Annotated in this window: 14 protein-coding genes; 6 read left to right on the top strand and 8 right to left on the bottom strand. The window is 37.0% G+C overall.

What is annotated here, in order from left to right; genetic code table 11:
* Positions 1-2: 2 nt before the first annotated feature.
* A complete protein-coding gene (locus A3EM_RS0127975) occupies positions 3-377 on the bottom strand; it encodes a hypothetical protein (protein WP_020531564.1) in 375 nt (124 codons plus the stop codon).
* A gap of 1,184 nt (positions 378-1,561) precedes the next feature.
* Between A3EM_RS0127975 and A3EM_RS0127970 the strand changes: the two genes are divergently transcribed.
* On the top strand, positions 1,562-5,473 hold the full coding sequence (locus A3EM_RS0127970) for a carbohydrate-binding domain-containing protein (RefSeq protein ID WP_020531563.1): 3,912 nt from the start codon (positions 1,562-1,564) through the stop codon (positions 5,471-5,473).
* A 69-nt stretch (positions 5,474-5,542) separates the two neighbouring features.
* On the opposite strand, the gene A3EM_RS0127965 is transcribed toward A3EM_RS0127970, so the two are convergent.
* Positions 5,543-7,522: a sodium:solute symporter family protein gene (locus tag A3EM_RS0127965; protein WP_020531562.1), complete on the bottom strand. Its 1,980-nt coding sequence runs from the start codon at positions 7,520-7,522 to the stop codon at positions 5,543-5,545.
* Positions 7,523-8,019: 497 nt separating this feature from the next.
* Between A3EM_RS0127965 and A3EM_RS0127955 the strand changes: the two genes are divergently transcribed.
* Complete coding sequence (locus A3EM_RS0127955) at positions 8,020-8,460, top strand: GNAT family N-acetyltransferase (protein ID WP_020531560.1); 441 nt, start codon at positions 8,020-8,022, stop codon at positions 8,458-8,460.
* 21 nt (positions 8,461-8,481) lie between these two features.
* Here the strand turns inward: A3EM_RS0127955 and A3EM_RS0127950 are convergent, their stop codons facing one another.
* From A3EM_RS0127950 to A3EM_RS0127935, 3 genes are all read right to left on the bottom strand, one after another.
* A complete protein-coding gene (locus tag A3EM_RS0127950) occupies positions 8,482-9,237 on the bottom strand; it encodes a hypothetical protein (RefSeq protein ID WP_157638123.1) in 756 nt (251 codons plus the stop codon).
* A gap of 228 nt (positions 9,238-9,465) precedes the next feature.
* Complete coding sequence (locus tag A3EM_RS0127940; RefSeq protein ID WP_020531557.1) at positions 9,466-11,478, bottom strand: alpha-amylase family glycosyl hydrolase; 2,013 nt, start codon at positions 11,476-11,478, stop codon at positions 9,466-9,468.
* Positions 11,479-11,676: 198 nt separating this feature from the next.
* Positions 11,677-13,137, bottom strand: coding sequence for a phytoene desaturase family protein (locus A3EM_RS0127935; protein WP_020531556.1), 1,461 nt, complete (start codon positions 13,135-13,137; stop codon positions 11,677-11,679).
* Between the two features lie 301 nt (positions 13,138-13,438).
* Between A3EM_RS0127935 and A3EM_RS0127930 the strand changes: the two genes are divergently transcribed.
* Complete coding sequence (locus A3EM_RS0127930; RefSeq protein WP_020531555.1) at positions 13,439-13,849, top strand: 6-pyruvoyl trahydropterin synthase family protein; 411 nt, start codon at positions 13,439-13,441, stop codon at positions 13,847-13,849.
* Positions 13,809-14,543: a GTP cyclohydrolase I FolE gene (folE, locus tag A3EM_RS0127925; RefSeq protein WP_044239980.1), complete on the top strand. Its 735-nt coding sequence runs from the start codon at positions 13,809-13,811 to the stop codon at positions 14,541-14,543. The genes A3EM_RS0127930 and folE overlap by 41 nt, the downstream gene beginning before the upstream one ends.
* 61 nt (positions 14,544-14,604) lie before the next feature.
* On the opposite strand, the gene A3EM_RS0127920 is transcribed toward folE, so the two are convergent.
* From A3EM_RS0127920 to ilvA, 3 genes are all read right to left on the bottom strand, one after another.
* Entirely contained in the window at positions 14,605-15,204 is a 600-nt protein-coding gene (locus A3EM_RS0127920; protein ID WP_157638122.1) for a CsgG/HfaB family protein, read from the bottom strand.
* A gap of 126 nt (positions 15,205-15,330) precedes the next feature.
* Positions 15,331-17,232, bottom strand: a complete 1,902-nt coding sequence (locus A3EM_RS0127915; protein ID WP_157638121.1) for a caspase family protein — start codon at positions 17,230-17,232, stop codon at positions 15,331-15,333.
* Positions 17,233-17,458: 226 nt separating this feature from the next.
* A complete protein-coding gene (gene ilvA / locus A3EM_RS0127910) occupies positions 17,459-18,724 on the bottom strand; it encodes a threonine ammonia-lyase (protein ID WP_020531551.1) in 1,266 nt (421 codons plus the stop codon).
* 128 nt (positions 18,725-18,852) lie between these two features.
* Between ilvA and A3EM_RS0127905 the strand changes: the two genes are divergently transcribed.
* Together A3EM_RS0127905 and A3EM_RS0127900 are read left to right on the top strand one after the other, a co-directional pair.
* Positions 18,853-19,092, top strand: a complete 240-nt coding sequence (locus A3EM_RS0127905) for a VF530 family protein (RefSeq protein WP_020531550.1) — start codon at positions 18,853-18,855, stop codon at positions 19,090-19,092.
* A 27-nt stretch (positions 19,093-19,119) separates the two neighbouring features.
* Positions 19,120-19,776: an ankyrin repeat domain-containing protein gene (locus A3EM_RS0127900; protein WP_020531549.1), complete on the top strand. Its 657-nt coding sequence runs from the start codon at positions 19,120-19,122 to the stop codon at positions 19,774-19,776.
* The last annotated feature ends 191 nt before the right edge of the window (positions 19,777-19,967 follow it).

Genomic DNA, 19,967 nt, shown 5'->3' with positions numbered 1-19,967 from the left:
TTTCAAAGGGTTAATTCTTCAACTTTGCTGTCAACCTGGGCACCTACCTCAATAGCCAATTGTTGAACTTTTTCTATTAGCCCCAATAGTTGGTTTTCAGCAATACCTTTTTCATCAAATTTTTCTATTTCATTAAGAATATTATCAAAGGTTGCCATTTCCAGGTAAACCACAGAAGATTTAAATTTATGGGCAGTAGCCTTCAGGTTTTTCCATTCTTTTTCCTGAAAATGCTGATTTAAAAGTTGTGGATATTTTTTCAGGCTTTTACCAATCGTTTTTAGGAGTTTGATCAGAAAAACCTCATTTCCATCTACGGTGTCAATTATATACTTAAAATCTATGGAATCGGAATAGGTGTTTTTTAGGTTATTCATGGCTAAAAAGGTTTGCTAAAGCATTTGGGCAAAGATTAACCCTTAGTTATTATTTTAGTCCACTTAAAATGTGGAGGAATTTAGTTTTGTAGTTAGGATATATTTAAATAAACTTCCCATTTTGCTAAGAATCAAAGTTTATTCTAATTATAAAATTAATTTAATTTCAGCTTAAATTCAGGTTTTAGGCCCTAAAATTACCATCTGGCAATGTCAGAAAGTATTTAGGAAGGTAATTAAGGAGGGGATTTCCCACACTAAAATTGTGGTTCCCCTGAGTGTATTATCCAACGGTTTTTTGACCTTTAAAGTTTAACTATCTGTAACCAAACCATATTGTAATTTTTATGAATTGGAAAAGAAGTAGAATTTTTACCGGAAACCAGGTAAAGATAATGCTTTCTTTTTTTTAGTTTAATTGTTTATAGCCATTGCCTGATCAAAAATATCACCTCATCATTCACCACGAATAACCCGGAGCTTATTAAGCTGTGTTGATTAGTACAAGGTAGGTAGACGTTGAATCTGCTTTAAAGAAATATGGTAAAGCCTGACAAAGCTGATTATTTTATTGTAATGCTTTGCTTTTGTTAACATGAATATTTTGAGGGTTGTTAAATTATTTGGTAAATTCACTTCACTAAACTTCCAATGAACAATTGGCTTCCCAGGCAATACTATTTTTTTTGGATGAATTGGCAGGTCTCCTCTGCCACATCTTTACCTATTGAAGGACGACATTAATTACGGATAAATTCAATTTTTACTTCGCTAATAATAGAGAGTTTTTGCATCAATATTTATCCAGTACAGTTTAAATTCGAGAGCATATTTGCCGACTGTTTCCATAACATGAATTGTAATGCTAATTATTATTTGATAATCACCTTCGGAAAATTTGAGTCATTTGAAGCATATTTATCTCTTAAATAGGCTCCTGATTTTCTTCTCTAAACTCTTTTTTGATCATCTGTAAAATTTGCCATTAGCCAATAGTGGCGCTGTATTGCCTTTTTTACTATCAATCTTTGGAAAGCCCAATGGAAGCCGGGTATTTCCAACAGTACCCCTATGTCATTTTTACCTGGATACGGCCAATTATCATTGGGAGATTATTGGTTGGGACTCAATACTTCATAACAAAATACGACTAGCAAATTTTTAATTTTTACCTATCTAACGTCATGAAATTTTTCTTCAAATTATGTGGATTTTTTATCCTCATAACATTATCAAGCGCTATTCAAAATACAGAACAAAATTTAAATGTTGTAGAACTCAAGGTGGGAGATGATTTTCAATCTTTTGTAGACAATCAGCCCACTAACACTACTTTTTTAATAAAAGCTGGTGTCCATAGAATGCAATCTGTTGTTCCCAAAGAAGGACAAAAATTTATTGGTGAAGTTGGTGCTATCATGAGAGGAGCAATGTATTTAGAAAGTGGAAACTGGGAGGATACCTCTTATATGGGCCGAACCCTTTGGAAGTATGAAAATGTGCCTTTATCCCCTAATCCTGAGCCTTTTAAAGGAGAGGATGGGTGTGAGAATGGAATTCCCTGTAATCGCCCTGAAGATTTATTCCTAAATAATAATTTTCTTAAACAAACGAATACCTTGGATGCATTGGATGAAAGTGGTGAATGGTATTTGGATTATGGAATTCCTTATGGCTCTTCAGAAGCAAAAAATGGGACAACAGGTACGGTATATATGTTCGATGATCCCACCAATACTGCTGATTCAGTTGAAATAAGCCTGACCAGGTTTGCCTTTGGTGTACACTCTCAAACGCCAGGAAGTTTTGGGTTTTCCAATGAGAAAGCCGCATCCCATGTAACGGTAGAAAATCTGGTGATTGAAAAATATGCCAGTTTGATTGCTTATGGGGCAATTGGAAATAGAATCCCCGGAGATCATTGGACGATTAAAAACAATGAGGTGAGGTACAATCATGGTGCAGGAATCCATTTTGCCAGTCATAATCTGGTGGAAGGAAACAATGTACATCACAATGGACAAATTGGGATAAAAGCCAGTGACCGTTATCCAATAGGTGAAGCCAATGAAGGGGAGCCTAAAATTGTAGTAGATAGTGAAGTTATAGAAAATGATATTTGGGCGAACAGAAGCCCAAATGTGGGTTATGACTGGGGATTTGAGGGTGGAGGGACCAAGTTTGTGAGGACTCAAAATCTCCTTGTAAAGGGGAACCATGTGTATGGAAATAATGGCCCTGGTCTTTGGACCGATATCGACAACTATGGAACTGTTTATGAATTAAATGTGGTAGAGGATAATTTTGCAAGTGGCATTTTTCATGAAATAAGTGGTGAGGCTACCATCCGAAATAATATAGTTTCAAATAATGCTTTTAGCCATGGTGCCCAGATTTATGTTGTTGGCTCAGAGGATGTAAAAGTATATTATAATGAGGTTAATATCGATTCTACCTTTTCTCCATATGAGAATCCTGGAGGAATACTTATTCGAAGAGAATGTAGATTTCCGGAAAAAGGAATTAATAATTATGTACACCATAATATTATTAAAATAAAAAGTGGTTTGGGGCAAGGTAAAAATGGAGTTGAAGTGGGAAGTTGTTGTGAAAGAGATTCTATTACACAAGCCTGTATATCTGCATTGGATACGGTTGGCTTAAGCTCAAATAAATTTGATTTTAATACTTATAAAATTTCTTGTGAACCTCCTCAAAACTTCTGGTTATGGTATGAAAAGGTATCAGATACTTGCATATATCCGCAAATCATAGATTTCGAAAGCTTCCAAAATAAAAGCCAGGAACTGAATGGAAAGCTAAATACTACACAAATTACTGTGGTGGCAAAAGGTAGTGCAGTAAATGGTGTTTTTGCCAGATTCCGACTTTATGTGGATGGGGTAGAAGTGGGAAGCGATACTACCACAAGTGAATATGAGGAATATAAGTTTTGTATAGATATCCCTGAAAATGAAATCAATGAAGTTTGGGTGGAATTTTTTAATGATGCCTACAGCCCTCCTGAGGACAGGAATTTATTTGTAACGTCTATTAAAGTGGGGAGGAAAGTGTATCTTACTACTGAAAAAACTATGCTGGACAAAGGCGCTAAAGATGGAGTTGGAATAATCCCCGGTCAGGTGGTTTTACCATGGAATGCTTTTTTGATTTTCAATACATTCCCTCAACAGTATTTAACCGTTCGGGCAAAAGGTACTGCAATTGAGAATGTTTATGCCCATTTTCAGGTTTTGGTCAATGGGGAATATATGGGTGAAGCCAGTACAATGAGTGAATTTTTTGATTATCAATTTCCTATTGATTTAGGTTGCACTGAAATTGAAAATGTAGAAATTATATTTGATAATGATGCTTATAGTAATCCAGAAGACAGGAACCTTTTTATTGAACATCTTGGTATTTGTGGAAATGAAGTTCATTTTTCGGCTGATAATGTAAACTACATCCGTTCTGATGGACAAAATATTGCTTATAAAGGGGCTATGTATTGGGGAGGAAAAATGGTATTTGACTTTCAGGGTCAACCTGTGGTAAAGGCTGAATTTCGTTCAATTGATAGAGTGGTTTATACAGGTGTTCCGGTAACATTTACCGATTATTCAACAGGAAATGTAAATACCTGGGAATGGACTTTTGGAGATGGACAATCTGCTACAGCACAACATCCTGTGGTTTCCTATTCACAGCCTGGTATTTACTCTGTTTCCCTTTCGGTAAATAATGGAGCAGATGTCGCTTGCAAATCGGCCTATATCCAGGTTTTACCCAATAAACCAGCTCCATATGGACTTGCAGATGGGGGAGATTTTGAGGTGAATCCATATGATTTTGGGCCTTTGCCTTATGATGCTTTCGATGATTCCTTGGTTTTGGACTACCTTGGTTTATTTGAAAGAGGAAATTCAGGAATTTTAGGAAAAAATGGGACAAGTAGTGGCAACCATGCCTGGGTAACCGGATTAAACTTGCACAGTATTGAACTTGCCAAAACAGTTTTGTATACGCCAAATTTTGATCTTTCTGCAGGTAACTCCTATGTGCTTGAGTTTAAGGCTAAGTACAGTACTTTTGCCGATGTTGTTGGTTTTGTGGTAGAATATTCCATAGACAAGGGAAATTCATGGAATCTGCTTGGAAACTTTCTGGGAGATGGCTGGTACAATTCCTATGCGGATTTGAGTACGACATTACCTGAAGCCGTTTACACGCAATTTCCGAACATGCCATTTTTTAGTGGCTCAACCGAAGGAGAGTTCAAAACTTATTTCGTCAATATTTCTGAGCTTCAGGGTCAGCCAAATGCCGCCTTCAGGTTTAGGTTTGAAGCTAATGATGCCTCTTCTGTATCTGGAAGTATCGGATTAGCTCTTGATGATTTCCAGTTGATTACAAATGAACCTACTGCCAGTGATTATGCATTTGCCTACATCAGAGGGTCTAAAGCAAATGATGTTTATGCGCATTTCAAAACTTATGTAAATGGTGTTTTAGGGGATTCATTTTTTGCTCATGAACCTTATTTATATTACCGCATTCCCTACGTTGGTTTTCCTTCTACGATAGACAGTATCTGGATTCAGTTTGATAATGATTTGCTCGCCAACGGACAAGACAGAAATCTATATGTGGACCATTTGAATTTCAAAGGAGATACCTATTATTATAATGCTGGAAATGTGAAAATTGACCCGGGAGTGCATGATGGAATAGGAATAATTCCCGGTCAATCTGTAATCCCCTGGAATGCTGCAATGATTTTTGATTTTAATGTCAGTCCATCAAATGCCAGACATCCAGCTTCATTGCTGGGCATTCTCCGGGAAGCTGAACCATTTATGATTTACCCAAACCCGGGAAATGGAAAGGTGAATTTGTCAATTGGAGAGATTAAAGAAAAGGGACAGATTATAGTAAGAGATTTATCCGGAAGAACTATCTATCAGGAAAATCTCCTTCCCGTTCAGAGCTTTAGTAAAAAGTCTATCGATCTATTATCGAATAAGCCAGGGCTTTATACTATGGAAATCTCCAGGGATGGTATTTCAGAAATTCAGAAATACATTAAACTTTAGAAGAATATGAAACAGCCTACTAACTCATTGAATTAGCAGGCTGTTTTTCATTCAGAAATAAATTTCATTTTAAGTGGTTCTCAACTTCATAAACAATTTGAATAAGAAAAATGCTGAAAGACCAGCTACGCCAGTTAAAATAAATCCTCTTAATATTTCTCCATAGACAAATCCTCCAATGGCGAATAAGGAAGCGTAAATGGTTATACAGCCAATAAATACCAGCAGAATCTGAAGTGGCATTTCCCAGGCCTTTCCTTCCTCTTTTTCATTAATATTGATGCCTTCAGCCTTAGCTTCATCAATCACTTTTTTCCAGCCTGGTCCTCCCGGATGAGTCAGCTTGTAAAAGCTTCTTAGGGTTTCTTTCTTTTCTGGTTGACCTAAATAAGTGGCTAAAAGCCATGAAACGGTTACAAAAAATAAAGCGATTAAAAGACGCAGGGTAAAAGTTAAATTGCTAACCTGAGTTTTCAGTGTATTAAATTCTGTGGCAGAGGTAAATTGACCCATAAGGCTGGTTTCACTTGCGGTTAATCCTGCACTTACAAACCCGGCATCATTAAAATTCGCATCCTCCCAGCTTGTTCCTGAGAATAAAAGTTCGTCAGTCACGCCTTTGGTGTCCAATACTAACGAACTTACAGTGGTCTGGTCGATCACTAAAACCAAGAGCACAGCCATAATGGTAGCGACAATCATGGCTACAATTTCTGTAAGTGCATTAATTCTCCACCAGAACCATCTGAGAATATAAATTGCTCCTGTTCCTGCTCCTGAGAGTAATAGAATGTCAAATGCCTGTGTTGCATTTTCCAGGAATGTAAGGGAAAATATGGCGGTAATCACCATGAGCATCACTGTAGTGATTCGTCCTACACCAACTAATTCTTTTTGAGAGGCATCTGGTTTTACAAATCTTTGGTAAAAGTCATTGACTACATAAGATGATCCCCAGTTTAAGTGAGTGCCAATAGTGGACATATAAGCAGCAATAATCGAAGCTACCACCAGTCCTAACCATCCAGGGCCTAATCTTGTTAACATGGCCGGATAAGCCACATCATGACCAAGATACTGCTCACCTATATTTGGAAATTCTGCTTTTATAGAGTCTAAATCCGGGAAAATAACTAATGAGGCTAAAGCTACAATTATCCATGGCCATGGTCTTAATGCATAGTGTGCAAAGTTGAAAAGCAGAGTTGCTCCAATCGCATTTTTTTCGTCTTTAGCCGAAAGCATTCTTTGGGCAATGTACCCTCCACCACCTGGCTCTGCACCCGGATACCAAACGGCCCACCATTGTACCGCTACAGGAATAATTAATAAGGGAATATAAACTGTTGGATCAGAAAATTCTGGCAAGACGTCCATTTTAGCCCGAATAACCGGATCATCAAACAAAGCCTGTAAACTACCAATTTCAGGTTGGTTAACGGCTACATAAGCTGCATAAACAGCTCCAAACATGGCAATACCATATTGGAAAAAATCCGCCCAAATTACCCCTTTAATTCCTCCTAAAGCTGCGTAAAGTACTACAACAATTGATGATCCCACTACAATCACCCAGGGCTCCAAACCAAACATTACCCCACCTATTTTAATGGCGGCTAATGTTACTGTACCCATAATGAGGCAGTTGAAAAATATGCCCAGATATAATGATCGGAAACCTCTTAAAAAGGAGGCTAATTTTCCACTATACCTCAATTCATAAAATTCCAAATCTGTCATCACCTGAGATCTTCTCCAAAGTCGGGCATAAATAAATACAGTTACCATTCCGGTAATTAAGAAAGCCCACCAGGCCCAGTTTCTGGTTACTCCATTTTCACGAACCATACCTGTAACCAGGTTGGGGGTATCAGCAGAAAATGTACAGGCTACCATAGAAATACCTAAAAGCCACCAGGGCATGGATCGCCCGCCCAGGAAAAATTCGTCTGTGTTTTTCCCTGCGGTTTTGGATGCTACCCATCCAATTGAGAGGACTATTAAAAAGAAAATGGATATGATTACCCAGTCGATAGTACCTAATAGCATAATGATTAAGGCTTGTTGATAAAATTAAAAGTTTGCTTGATCCTAATTATAGATTTTTTATTTGGAAATTTCTTTCATTACCTTTATAAAATTGCATTATTTCTATAATATGATAAATTGAATTTTCCAAATGTAGGCAATTGAAATTGGTTTTCAAAATAAAATCACAAAAAATGTGTGCGCACACAGCGTTTTTATTCTTTTCTTAATTCCTATTTAATTTGGGATTTTTCAGATTATTTCAAGAAATAAAAATTTACAATTCATTTATAGATAAAATAGGATTTTTTATAGAGGAATGTGGATTGGAATGGTTTGAAATTAAATTGTTTAGAGAATAAATGGAAGAATAGTAGCCAGAAAATCTGCTTTTTTAATAATTCCATCTTATTTAAGAGTGCATTTTTTTTATTTTCATAGTTAAGAAAACCATTGAAAACCTTGTACCTTTAAGGTATAAGGTTTTTTATTTTGGATTGTAATTTTTATAGAAGAAAATGAGTTTGCTAGTTCAGAAAATTTCAGGTGATAAATCCAAATTGGAAAAGGCATTTAAAATTCGCTTTAAAGTTTTTGTAGAAGGGCAGAGGGTTCCCGCAGAAGAGGAGCTGGATGAATTTGAAAAAGAGGCCACACATTTCCTGGCATATTTAGATAAAGAAGCAGTGGGGACCGCCAGATGGAGGTTTACTGAAAAGGGTATAAAACTCGAGAGGTTTGCCGTGCTTGAGGAAGCACAGGGAAAGGGTGTGGGGGCAGCTTTATTAAATGCAGTATTGGAAGATGTCCGTAAAAGCCCTGAAGCGGTGGGAAAGGTAAGGTATTTACATGGACAGGTCAGGGTAGAGGATTTTTATAAAAAGTTCGGGTTTATTTCCACTGGCCAACCATTTGATGAGTGTGGTATAATGCATTATTTAATGACACTTGAGGAATAATTGGCTGAATGAACAGGAGGATTACAATTGGGAAATATCTGCCTTGTCAATTTTAGATAGATCTACCAGGTGGCCAAACTCCTTTTGTAAGGCATTGAAGAATCTGTCACGCTCAGAATTACTTTTTAACTGATCCTGAAAAAGTCCCCATGAATAGTACAGGTTCTGGTAATTGGCCTCATTACCAGAAATTTTATAATCGTTTCTAATGAATTTTTTTAAGGCTTCGTCAATAGAGTATTCTACTTTTTTAAGGTTTTCATATTCCCTTACGGTACAGGACAAGCCTGCTTCCAGCATAGATTCATAATTTTCTTCGATTATATCAGCCATCTTCTGGCTCCATTTGCTAACCAGCTTTATATCTTTCTGAGCCTGAACAAGTTCCCTTTCATATTGGTAAATTTCTCGTATGCATATTAAATCGTTGAGCGCAAGGGTAAAATCAGGGCCATTTATCCTTAATTTTAAGTAAACATCTCCGGCATGATTATTAGCTGCAAGTTCGAGAATTTCAATACTTTCCTTTTTTAAATAGGGAGTGAAATCAGAATTTTTAACCACATCTTTCAAGCTATCAATTTTCTGCTGTGTGGCTACAAAATCCTTTTGAGCTTCCTTGAATAACTTTAGATTGTGCAGATATTCCAGGTTGTTTTTCAGGTAGGCCTCATACTTTCCTTTAAGCACTTCTTTTGGGGAAACCATAACAGATTGTGCCTGAAGTTGGGAGGTAATTGAAAAAATAAGGCAGAAGAATAAAACATTCATTTTCATAATGCTGTATGTTTTAATCATCAGTGTTGTTCAGTTAAAAATTTATCTTTCTTTGCTGCAAAGTTAATATTATTATTATTAGGAAATTGAAAAGTTTTGAAGAAAAAAATGAAAACCCTTATTTAAGGGGATATTAATAAATTGGGCAGATAAAAAAATAGCCCCCAACATTTAAAAGATTGAGGGCTTAAATTTTCAACTATAACAAGGAGGCTTTTATTCTGAAAATCATCTGGTCTTTTTCAGTACAAGAACGGTCCTGTTGGTATTGTAAATACTGATTTTCTGTTCCTGATTTGTAGTAAATATAACAGATTCGTCAATTCTGTCATGCCCTCCAAATTCAGGGTTGTCTGAATTCAGCACAATTTTGTATTTTCCCTTTTGCGGAACCCAAAACTGATAATCAGCGATTGAGTTAGCAGAATGAAAATTAAACACAAATATTAAATTCCCCTTTTTAAATATGATGGTTTTATTGGTTTCATCCATATTCAATTGTTGGGTATCGTGCTGTGACAGGATTTTATTAGCCTTAGTCAGTTTAATCATGGCCTGATCGAAGGCGGCAAGGAATTTATATTTCAATAAATCATTATCCACCAGCGACCACTGTCTTCTGGCATATTTATAACTCCAGTTATTTCCTTCTCTGGGGAAATCGACCCATTCCGGATGACCAAATTCGTTTCCAATAAAGTTTAGATATCCTTCACCAGCCAGTACCATGGTGAAAAATCTGATCATTTTGTGCAGGGCAATCCCTCTGTCAATAATTAAATTCTGATCGGAAACCTGCATATGCCAGTACATTTCCTTATCCATCAGCCAGAAGGCAAGGGTTTTATCTCCTACAAGTGCCTGGTCGTGAGATTCTGCATATCCAATGGTTTTTTCTCCATATCTTCTGTTCACCATTACCCCATACATTTCATGGATATTCCAGTCTTCATCCGATTTGTGTTTTAAGATTTTAATCCAATAATCCGGTACGCCCATAGCCAGCCTGTAGTCGAATCCTAATCCGCCATCTTTTACCTTAAGACCCAGCCCCGGCATGCCACTCACATCCTCTGCAATGGTAATTACATCTGGTTTTATTTCATTCGCCAGATCATTGGCAAGTTGTAAATAGGTTACTGCTTCTTTCTCCACATCATTTTTGAAATATTTATCATAATGATCGAAAGCAGTATGACCATGGTGGGTATAAAGCATAGAAGTAACCCCATCAAACCTGAATCCATCGAAATGGAATTCTTCAATCCAGTATTTGATATTGGAAAGCAAGAACTGAAGGACTTCCCATTTCCCATAATTAAACAATTTGGAATCCCAGGCAGAATGGTGTCCTTTTCCCCCAGCATGGAAATATTGATATTCAGTACCATCGAACAAATTCAGGCCTTCATTCTCATTCTTTACTGCATGGGAATGTACCAAATCCATAATAACTGCAATTCCCAATTTATGCGCCTTATCAATTAAGGCTTTCAGTTCCTCAGGAGTTCCAAACCTGGAGGATGGAGCATAAAAATTGGAAACATGATAACCAAATGAACCATAATAAGGGTGTTCCTGAACTGCCATGAGCTGAATGGCATTGTACCCAAGTTTCTTTATTCGGGGTAATACATTTTTGGCAAATTCCAGGTAAGACCCAACACCCTCTTTTTCCTGGGCCATGCCCACGTGACATTCATAAATGAACAGGTCTCCAATTTTTAACACATCAAATTTCTGATCTGTCCACTTAAATTTCTTTTCCGGCATCCAGACCTGTCCTGCAAAATCATTGGTATCAGGGTTTTGAACCACTCTTTTTATATAGGCTGGGATACGATCTTTGCTTCCTTCTTTGGAAATGACCAATACCTTAATCAGACTTCCATGGGTAAAGGTAGATTTATATTCCTCCTCGGGTAAAAAAATCTCCCAAACCCCACCATCCAATCGGGTCATGGGATGGGAAGTCCTGTTCCAAAGGTTGAAATCACCAATTAAATATAGGGAATGTGCCATTGGGGCCCACTCTCTATAATACCACCCCTTTTTTTTCTTATCGTAGTTTATACCAAGATAATGATGGCCATCGGCAAACTTGGAAACACTACCGTAGTATTTTTTAAGACTTTTAACCAGATTTTTGTAGACTTCCAGTCTTTCTTCAATATCGGATTCGTATGGCTCTAACCAGGGATCATCCTTGATTATCTTTAGAATTTTTTTGGCTTTTGTCATAAATAAATATTTCTGCTATTTTTTTCTGGGAGATAAGGTTTTTGAACCGGCAAACCCGTTGTGGCCAATTGTAGCCTTAAGAAATAAGTCAAAATTACTTCCTAAAAGATTCCTTTAAAACTATCTGCTAGTTTAATGATTCCTTTTATTTTTCCAATTTATTTATGGTTTAATTATCATTAATTGTAGACCATAAGGTTATAAATGATCCCTGGTTAATTTTTCCACAGCAATAATTCCACTTAAAGTGGCTCCGGGAATTCCCTGTCCTGGGTAGGTGGTATCCCCACAAATATAAGCCTTGTCCTGATCCAGCCGTGCATCATTCATTTGCCAGGGCTTTATATGCATATATTGAGGATATCCACCAACAAATCCGAAAGCTCTTTTAGTCCATTTTTGCCATGATTTTGCAGTGGAGGAATGCTGATAAACAATATTTTCTTTTTGTAAAAAATCCAGGCTTTCCAGTTTATGGATAATTTCCTTCTCCACCTTTTCTTTATGATGAATATAATTATTTTCCGGGTCGGCTATATGGCAACTTACCGAAGCTACAGAAATGCCCGATTCCTGGCTTCTACTCGTATCTTCAGGGTGGTTTAGACTGAGGAAAATACTTTTGGCCCCAACCTGGTTTAATGGGGTTTCCAAATGAATCTGGTGATGAATGATAGGGGCAGGGTTGGAATTTTTAAAGGCAATTCCCATTTGAAAAGCACTATTCAGAGATTTGCTGCCCAAAATCTTTTCTTTCACTTTTTTCAAGGTTCCATTTTTAAATAAAGGTAGGGTATTATTGATAGGGATAGCGGAAATAAGGTATTTGCACCGGTATTCCCCTTCTTTCTTAGTGTAAATTTGATAGCCATTCTCATTCTTTTCAATAGAGGTGACTTCCGTCCTTAATTGTAATTCCCCGTTTTTTTCCTGCAGATAATCAATAAAGGGATTTACAAGATTAATCAGCCCGCCATCTACATAATAGTTGGAGTAATTGGTATAGCAGAGTGCTGTTGCACCGAACAATACATTTACTTCTTCCATGTGGTTTTGTGCTGTAATGAGTAGTTGTTCATTGATAAAATCTACAAATGTTTGGTTTTCCAGAAGTTCATATTTGGAAAGAAAGTCCTTCATGGAAATAAAGGCATATTTGGCAAATTGAAACTGCTGTAGATTTACATTTTTTGCGGCATGAAGGAGATCGGAAAACCGTGAAGGTGGAAACATCTTTTGTTTGAGAGAGGTCTCCCAGACAAACTGACTTACTTTAAAACAGTCTTCCCAAAATTTTCGCTGGTTTTTATTTCCAAATATTTGCTCTGCTTCTTTTATCCAGGCTTCTAAATTTTGGTGCCTGATTATTTTTCTGCCATCTTTCAGATAAACTGACATTGGAATTTCCAATTTCCTGCTTTTAATTTTTACACCTGTCTGATCTATGAGATATTTTAAAGGCATGTGTGGGTCCAATCCTACCAGAGTGGTGGCACCCGTTTCGAAAATATATCCTTTTCTGGGATAGGCACTGGTACATCCTCCCGGAATCCAGTTTTGTTCCAGGAGCCCGACTCTCATTCCTTTTTGAGCTAAAAGACAGGCACTTGTGATTCCTGCCATTCCGCTACCAATTACACAAACATCAAATTCTTTCAATCTGGTCTTGATTTTTTTGTTTAATTATTTTATCTAAAAATTAAACAAAATTGGCAAGCCTAATGTTTTGCTTAGGAATATTCGATGGGAAATGGAACTCCGGTAATTAATCCTTAGTTTTGAGTTTGTTCTTTAACCGGGACCACAACTTCGAATAATTAATATTTGTTTCACTAAAAAAGGAGATGAGTATTTGTTGAGGTGAATCTGCTGCTGTAGGAATTTGATAATTCACAAAAACATACAGGGGAAAGATTACGAACATGCAAGTGCTCTATTTTAAAAAGTACACTTACTTCTCATGAAATTATCCGTATTCAGAAAAGAACATTTCAATGCTGCGCATAGGTTGCACAATCCGGAATGGTCTGAACAGAAAAATGCAGAAGTTTTTGGACTTTGCAACAACCCGAATTACCACGGTCATAATTATGATTTGATCGTAAAAGTAACAGGAGAAGTTGATCCGGAAACAGGTTATGTGATTGATCTGAAAATTTTAAAATCCATTATTAAGGATGAAATATTGGATAAATTTGATCATAAAAACCTAAATCTGGACACCCCTGAGTTCAAATCGTTAAATCCAACTGCGGAAAATATTGCTGTAGTGATTTGGGAGAAGTTAAGGAAAAAGTTAGAACCTAAATTTGATTTAAAAGTAACCCTTTATGAGACCGAACGAAATTTTGTGGAATACCCAGCATCATAATGGCAAAGGTTTTTCGAAAAACGTAACGGAGACTAATGGCTACGACCTTGAAGAAGTAATTGATCAGATAGGTGATGAGCACATTGGAACTTCCCATGATACACCCTTGCGAAAAGATGCTTTTGATTTGAGTGATTCGGAGAAAATTAAAAAAATCTCCCATCACTTTAGAGAAATTATGGACACACTTGGCCTGGATCTTACTGATGACAGTCTGAGTGGTACCCCGCAACGAGTTGCTAAAATGTATGTAAAAGAGATATTCAGTGGGCTTGATCCTGCCAACAGACCGGATATCAAACTTTTCGACAACAAGTATCAGTACAATGAAATGCTGGTAGAAAAGAATATTCATTTCTATTCTAATTGTGAGCATCATTTTGTGCCGATTATCGGGAAAGCTCATGTAGCCTACATCTCCAATGGAAAGGTAATAGGTTTATCCAAAATTAACAGAATTGTGCAGTATTATGCCAAAAGACCACAGGTTCAGGAAAGGTTAACTGTGCAAATTGCTGAGGATTTGAAAAACATATTACAAACGGAAGATGTGGCTGTGGTAATGGATGCGAAGCATTTGTGTGTTTCTATGAGAGGAGTGGAGGATATTACCAGTGCTACGGTAACTTCACATTACAGTGGAAAGTTTAAGGAAAGTCAGGTAAAGAGTGAGTTTTTGAAATATATCTCATAACTTACTTTTACAACCTTAAAGTTAAAAGCCATGAATTTTCGAATTCATGGCTTTTTGATTTTTAATTTAATTCTTTATTGATCTTTTTGGATACTTCCTGTACACTTAGTTGAACATTATGAAAAGCCTGAACCCCAAACCGGATTCTTGAAATAGACGTGCTTAACATCATTTGACTACTTTCAATATCCACAAGCCTTGCTGAAAAGGTTACCGTAGAACCAACTACGCCCGTATTAGTCCATTCCAAATAATCGGTGACATCGCCAAGGATTACCGCATCTGCCCCTATCATTTTACCTATTTCTACTGCAGAGCTTTCATCTATTACCCCTGATACCTGAAGCTTTTGCTCGTCCAATAGCTTTTCAATTTCGGATCTTTCCAAAATTTGAAACCCATCCATATTGTTGAGTTCAGAAGCTAAAATATTTGAAATGATATGACCGCCATCTTTCCCGGCACTGACATATTTGGTAGCTCCTTTGGTTCCTTCTCCTTCAAATTCATAATTGAAATCGACTATTGCAATTTTTAGTGGTTTATCCTTAAAATAGTCCTTTTTCACGGTTACCGAGGGCGCAACCTTTGATGGCATACAGGAGGAAAGAGAAATTAAAACCAGTGCCAATAAACTAATGATTGATTGAGTTTTTTTCATTTCGATTTCAAATAAATAGGTAAAATAAGTAATCAGAATTGCTTTTTGTGCAAGAGTTACAAGCTTCAATTTAGTGAAAAATTGATTATTATGATAGCAAAAATGGAAGTGGGTTATTTTGTTCCTCTAATATTTTACTACAATATTACCTTCCTCCCCAAAAATTTCAGGTGTTTGTTCCCGGTTATTAATTCTTCTTGCCATATAAGGCACATTGTTTTCCAGGTATATTCTCAATTCTTCCATAGTCAGTTCCCTGTTGGAATCGGTATTGGCTTCCCCCTGGATTCCCTTCAGGAAGTAATAGGTAAACAAAGAATGGCCTTTTTCCCGATACCAGGAAGAAACCTGATCACCCGAGGCAGAGGTGAAGATTTTGGACTTTTCATCACTGAGAATTTTAATTTTAGGTTGTATCAGAATAGGGGAGATGTCTTTCAAAAGCATTCCACTTTCTGAAGTTCCACTAAAACAGGCATCCAGTACTACAGTGAGTGATTTGTAAGGAATTTGGGATAGATTTGAATAAAAAGTATTGATAGGATAACCATTAAAAGCCACTAAAGATGGATCACAATTGGAAGGCACAAAAAAGCCTTCCCGGCTTTCCGGATCAGGGGCACCATGGCCACTGTAATATACAAATACATCAGATTTTCCAGGCTTCACCAGATTATAAAGCCTTGCCTTGTAGTTCTCCTTAGTGCCAAACAAACTATAGAAATTGGCCTGGTCTGCATTTTCCACAAAAATGATGTTCCCTTCTTTAAAACCGAAAGTATGCACCAGGTAATTCTTAATTGATTTAGCATCCCGAATGGCAAAATCTACTGGAGGTACATCAGGGTTTTTATAATCTCTGTTCCCAATGACCACTGCAATGGCATGCTCATTTATTAAATTGGACCTGGGAATGTGCAGATCAATATCAGAGGAACCAATATACATAGTAGGTTTTTTTCTGTTGGGTATTGTTTTAGTTCCCTCAATTTGAATTTCTACTGGTTCCAGGTTTAAATCGGGCCGGTTAAAGGCAAATTCTTCCTGATTATTATAGTAATAGATTTTTTGATTTTGTTCGTCTTTAATTTCAAGATAGGAAAATCCAAACTGATCCTGATTATTCAGAAAAAATGTAGGACTTTGGTAAACCATTCCCCTAAAATTATTATCAAAATCTCTGGCTTCTGCTATTGGTACATTTAGGTAAATAGGTTCAAAATCATGGAATTTTAATCGGAATGTTTCATTGTCAGGGTCATACTCGGAGGTTACGTTTTCATGATTGAATTTTTGTAAGCCAACTTTTTGAATTCCCTCATCAGTAAATTCTTTTATTTTTTGTTCCTGATTACTTTTTGTAACACGGCTATTATAGTCCTCAGATTTTTCGTATCTGCCTCTGGTCCTCCATTCTTCCATCTTTTCTTCTACATAATTTTTGACCAGCTGGGTATTGGAATTGGGTTTGGGCTGAGTAAAAACCTGGTTGGATTGTTGAATTGATCTGTTCGCCTGCTTTGCATAAAAAGCTTCCAAATCTTCTTCCAGGATTATTTCAGGGTTATTTTTCTTATACATCGACTGATTGTAGTACTCCATTTCTCCAATGGATTCATCTACGAAAGTAAATCCTTCTCCGGAGCCATCAATATTCATTAAAACCCGCATATAATACGACTCTCCACTTTTCACATGAATGAGTGTTTCCACATCCATACTGGCTTCCCTTTGAGGACTGCCAAATAAAAACATATAATTTTTCAGTTGGATGGGCACAGGGCCTTCTGTATAAATCTTATACTTCATTCGGGCTCCATTCCTGAGCCAGCACAGTTCTTTTCCATTGATGTTTACGGTATGCCGCATTACACCGGTAATGGCAGATTTTGGCTTATAAATATAGATGGTGGCATAATCTTCGAAATTATCCTGGGCATGGCTCAGCTCAGGATAACCTGATAATAACAGCAAAAATAGTATGAATGTAATCGATCGGGTTTCAGTTTTTCCTAATGAAAAAGTCATAATTTGGGACTCTTTTATTTTCAATTGGTGGTAGTTAGTTGATAATTTAAAGGCCGATAGTGGCCGGTTTTTGTAAAAAAAGTTGCTGATTTGCTTAGTTAACAGCAACGAATTTTATTTGGTTTAATGGAATGGCTAAAAGCTCAAAAAAAATCAATTGTTGTTCTATACGGGTAAATTGGGAAAAAGATGAGAAAAATTACATTTAAATATCAAATGGGGAATTTTAAACCAGAAAATTGAAAAGATTAGCCTTTTCATTGATTAATTCATAATTGATTCCCTTCATTTTCATCCTTTGGATCAGGCTTTTATAATCTTCCTGGTTTTTCACCTCTATTCCTACCAGGGCCGGACCTTTTTCCCTGTTCACTTTTTTGGTATATTCAAAATGAGAAATATCGTCAGTTGGGCCTAAAATATCCACTACAAACTCTTTTAATGCCCCGGCTCTTTGGGGAAAGCTGATGATAAAATAATGTTTCAGTCCTTCAAATAGTAAGGACCTTTCCTTAATTTCCTCCATTCGGGTAATGTCATTATTACTTCCGCTTACTATGCAAACTACATTTTTTCCTTTAATTTCCTCTTTAAAATCATCCAGAGCAGTGATGGACAAGGCGCCTGCTGGCTCTACCACAATGGCATCCTCATTATAAAGACTGAGAATGGTAGAACAAACTTTTCCCTCAGGGATCAGGACAATATCATCAACTACCTCCCGGCATATTTGGAAAGGTTTTTCCCCTACCTTTTTTACTGCGGCTCCATCTATAAATTTATCGATCTTTTCCAGGTTCACCACTTTTCCTTTTGCCAGTGATTCCTTCATAGCCGGAGCTCCAGATGGTTCAACACCAATAATTTTGGTTTCTGGACTGATTTGCTTGAAGTAACTCCCCACTCCGGAAATAAGGCCTCCCCCGCCAATTGGCACAAACAGGTAATCGATATCTACCTTGGCCTCTTCCAGTATTTCCAGGCCAACCGTTCCCTGTCCTTCAATTACTTTTTCATCATCAAAGGGATGAATAAAAGCCAGTTTGTTTTCCTCACCATACTTAACGGCTTCAAGGTAGGCATCATCAAAAGTATCCCCTGTAAGAATGATTTTCACGAACTCTTTGCCAAACATTTTTACCTGCTTTACCTTTTGGCTTGGGGTTGGGCTGGGCATATAAATTGTGCCATGAATTTTAAGCTTCTGGCAGGCAAAAGCTACACCCTGAGCATGGTTGCCGGCACTGGCACAGATTACACCATTTTGAAGTTCTTGAGCGCTTAAGGAGGATATTTTGTTGAGTGCACCTCTGATTTTATAGGATCTCACCAATTGCAAATCTTCTCTTTTCAACAACACATTGGCTTTATATTTTTCGGACAAATTCAGGTTGGGTAGGAGAGGAGTATGAGAAACGGCATCCTTTAACCTGATTTGAGCCTTTACGATAGCTTCAATAGAAATGAGTTGCTGATGTCCATCTTTTTTCATAAAATGCCAAATGCTATGGGGATGATTTTTAGTTTTGGCAAAAATAGCCAGAGAATAGTTAGGGTCAAATCTTATTCCCAGTGATTTTGATAGACAAATGATTAGCTTTATAACCGAAACAAGAACTTATGAAAGATCAAAATACTCCAGACAATACTCAGCTTAATAATCCACTTCATGGTGTAAAACTGGCTGAAATTCTGCAAAAACTTGTGGCTCAATATGGATGGGAGGAATTGGGCAGGAGGATTAATATCCGGTGTTTTAATTATGATCCTTCTATAAAATCAAGCCTGAAGTTTTTGAGAAGAACACCCTGGGCAAGGGAAAAGGTAGAAAGATTATATTTGAAAATGATTGGGAAATAAATTTTGATAAAAAGGACATCAAATATTATGGAAGATTTATTAGAAATGGTCAGGGATGGAGATACCAAAAAATTGCGGGTTATTTTAGAAAAAAATCCAGCACTTGCGGATACTAAAGTCGATCAGGGAATTTCCCTTTTGCAGTATGCTGCGTATTGCAGAGGAAATTCTACTATTCAGTTAATTCGGGAATTTAAAAAAGAATTGAATGTATTTGAGGCAGTGAGTCTTGGAGAAATTGAAATAGCCGGTAAACTGATTGATGCGGATAAATCCCTGATTAATTCCTATTCTGGAGATGGATTTACTCCTCTGGGGCTGGCTGCTTTTTTCGGTTTTTTTGATTTAGTGAAGTTGCTTTTGGCAAAAGGAGCTGATCCCAATCTGGCATCCAATAATCAATTTAAAGTGGCTCCTATTCATTCGGCCTGTGCCATTTCCAGCTATGAGATAGCAAAGTTATTAATAGAAAATGGAGCAAATGTAAATGCCAGACAAATGCAGGGCGTAACACCATTGCATTCTGCTGCCCACAATGGAGAAGCGGAGATTGTAAAATTGTTACTGGAAAATGGAGCTAAAGTAAATGCAAAATTAGAAACCGGGCAGACAGCTCTCGCCATGGCTATTGATAAAAACTTCGGGGCGATTACAGATTTACTAAGAGAGAAGGGAGGGGAATAGTTTTGGTATCGATTAAAAAAACATTTATCATCCTCGTTTGAAACGAGGATGTGTGAAAAAGGAGATTGTATCACTGGTAAGCAGGAAAGTTACAAACTTCCCTTTATTAATAGGCTTATGTAAACGCTTCTCTTGATACTTAAGCCAGGTGCTATTTTACAATTTCACTAACTAATGAAAATTACCCTGAC

The sequence above is a fragment of the Flexithrix dorotheae DSM 6795 genome (assembly GCF_000379765.1).
In the GTDB taxonomy this organism is placed as follows: Bacteria; Bacteroidota; Bacteroidia; order Cytophagales; family Flammeovirgaceae; genus Flexithrix; species Flexithrix dorotheae.
Note: the sequence above shows the minus strand (reverse complement) of the source record. Positions and strands in the feature narration are given on the sequence as shown.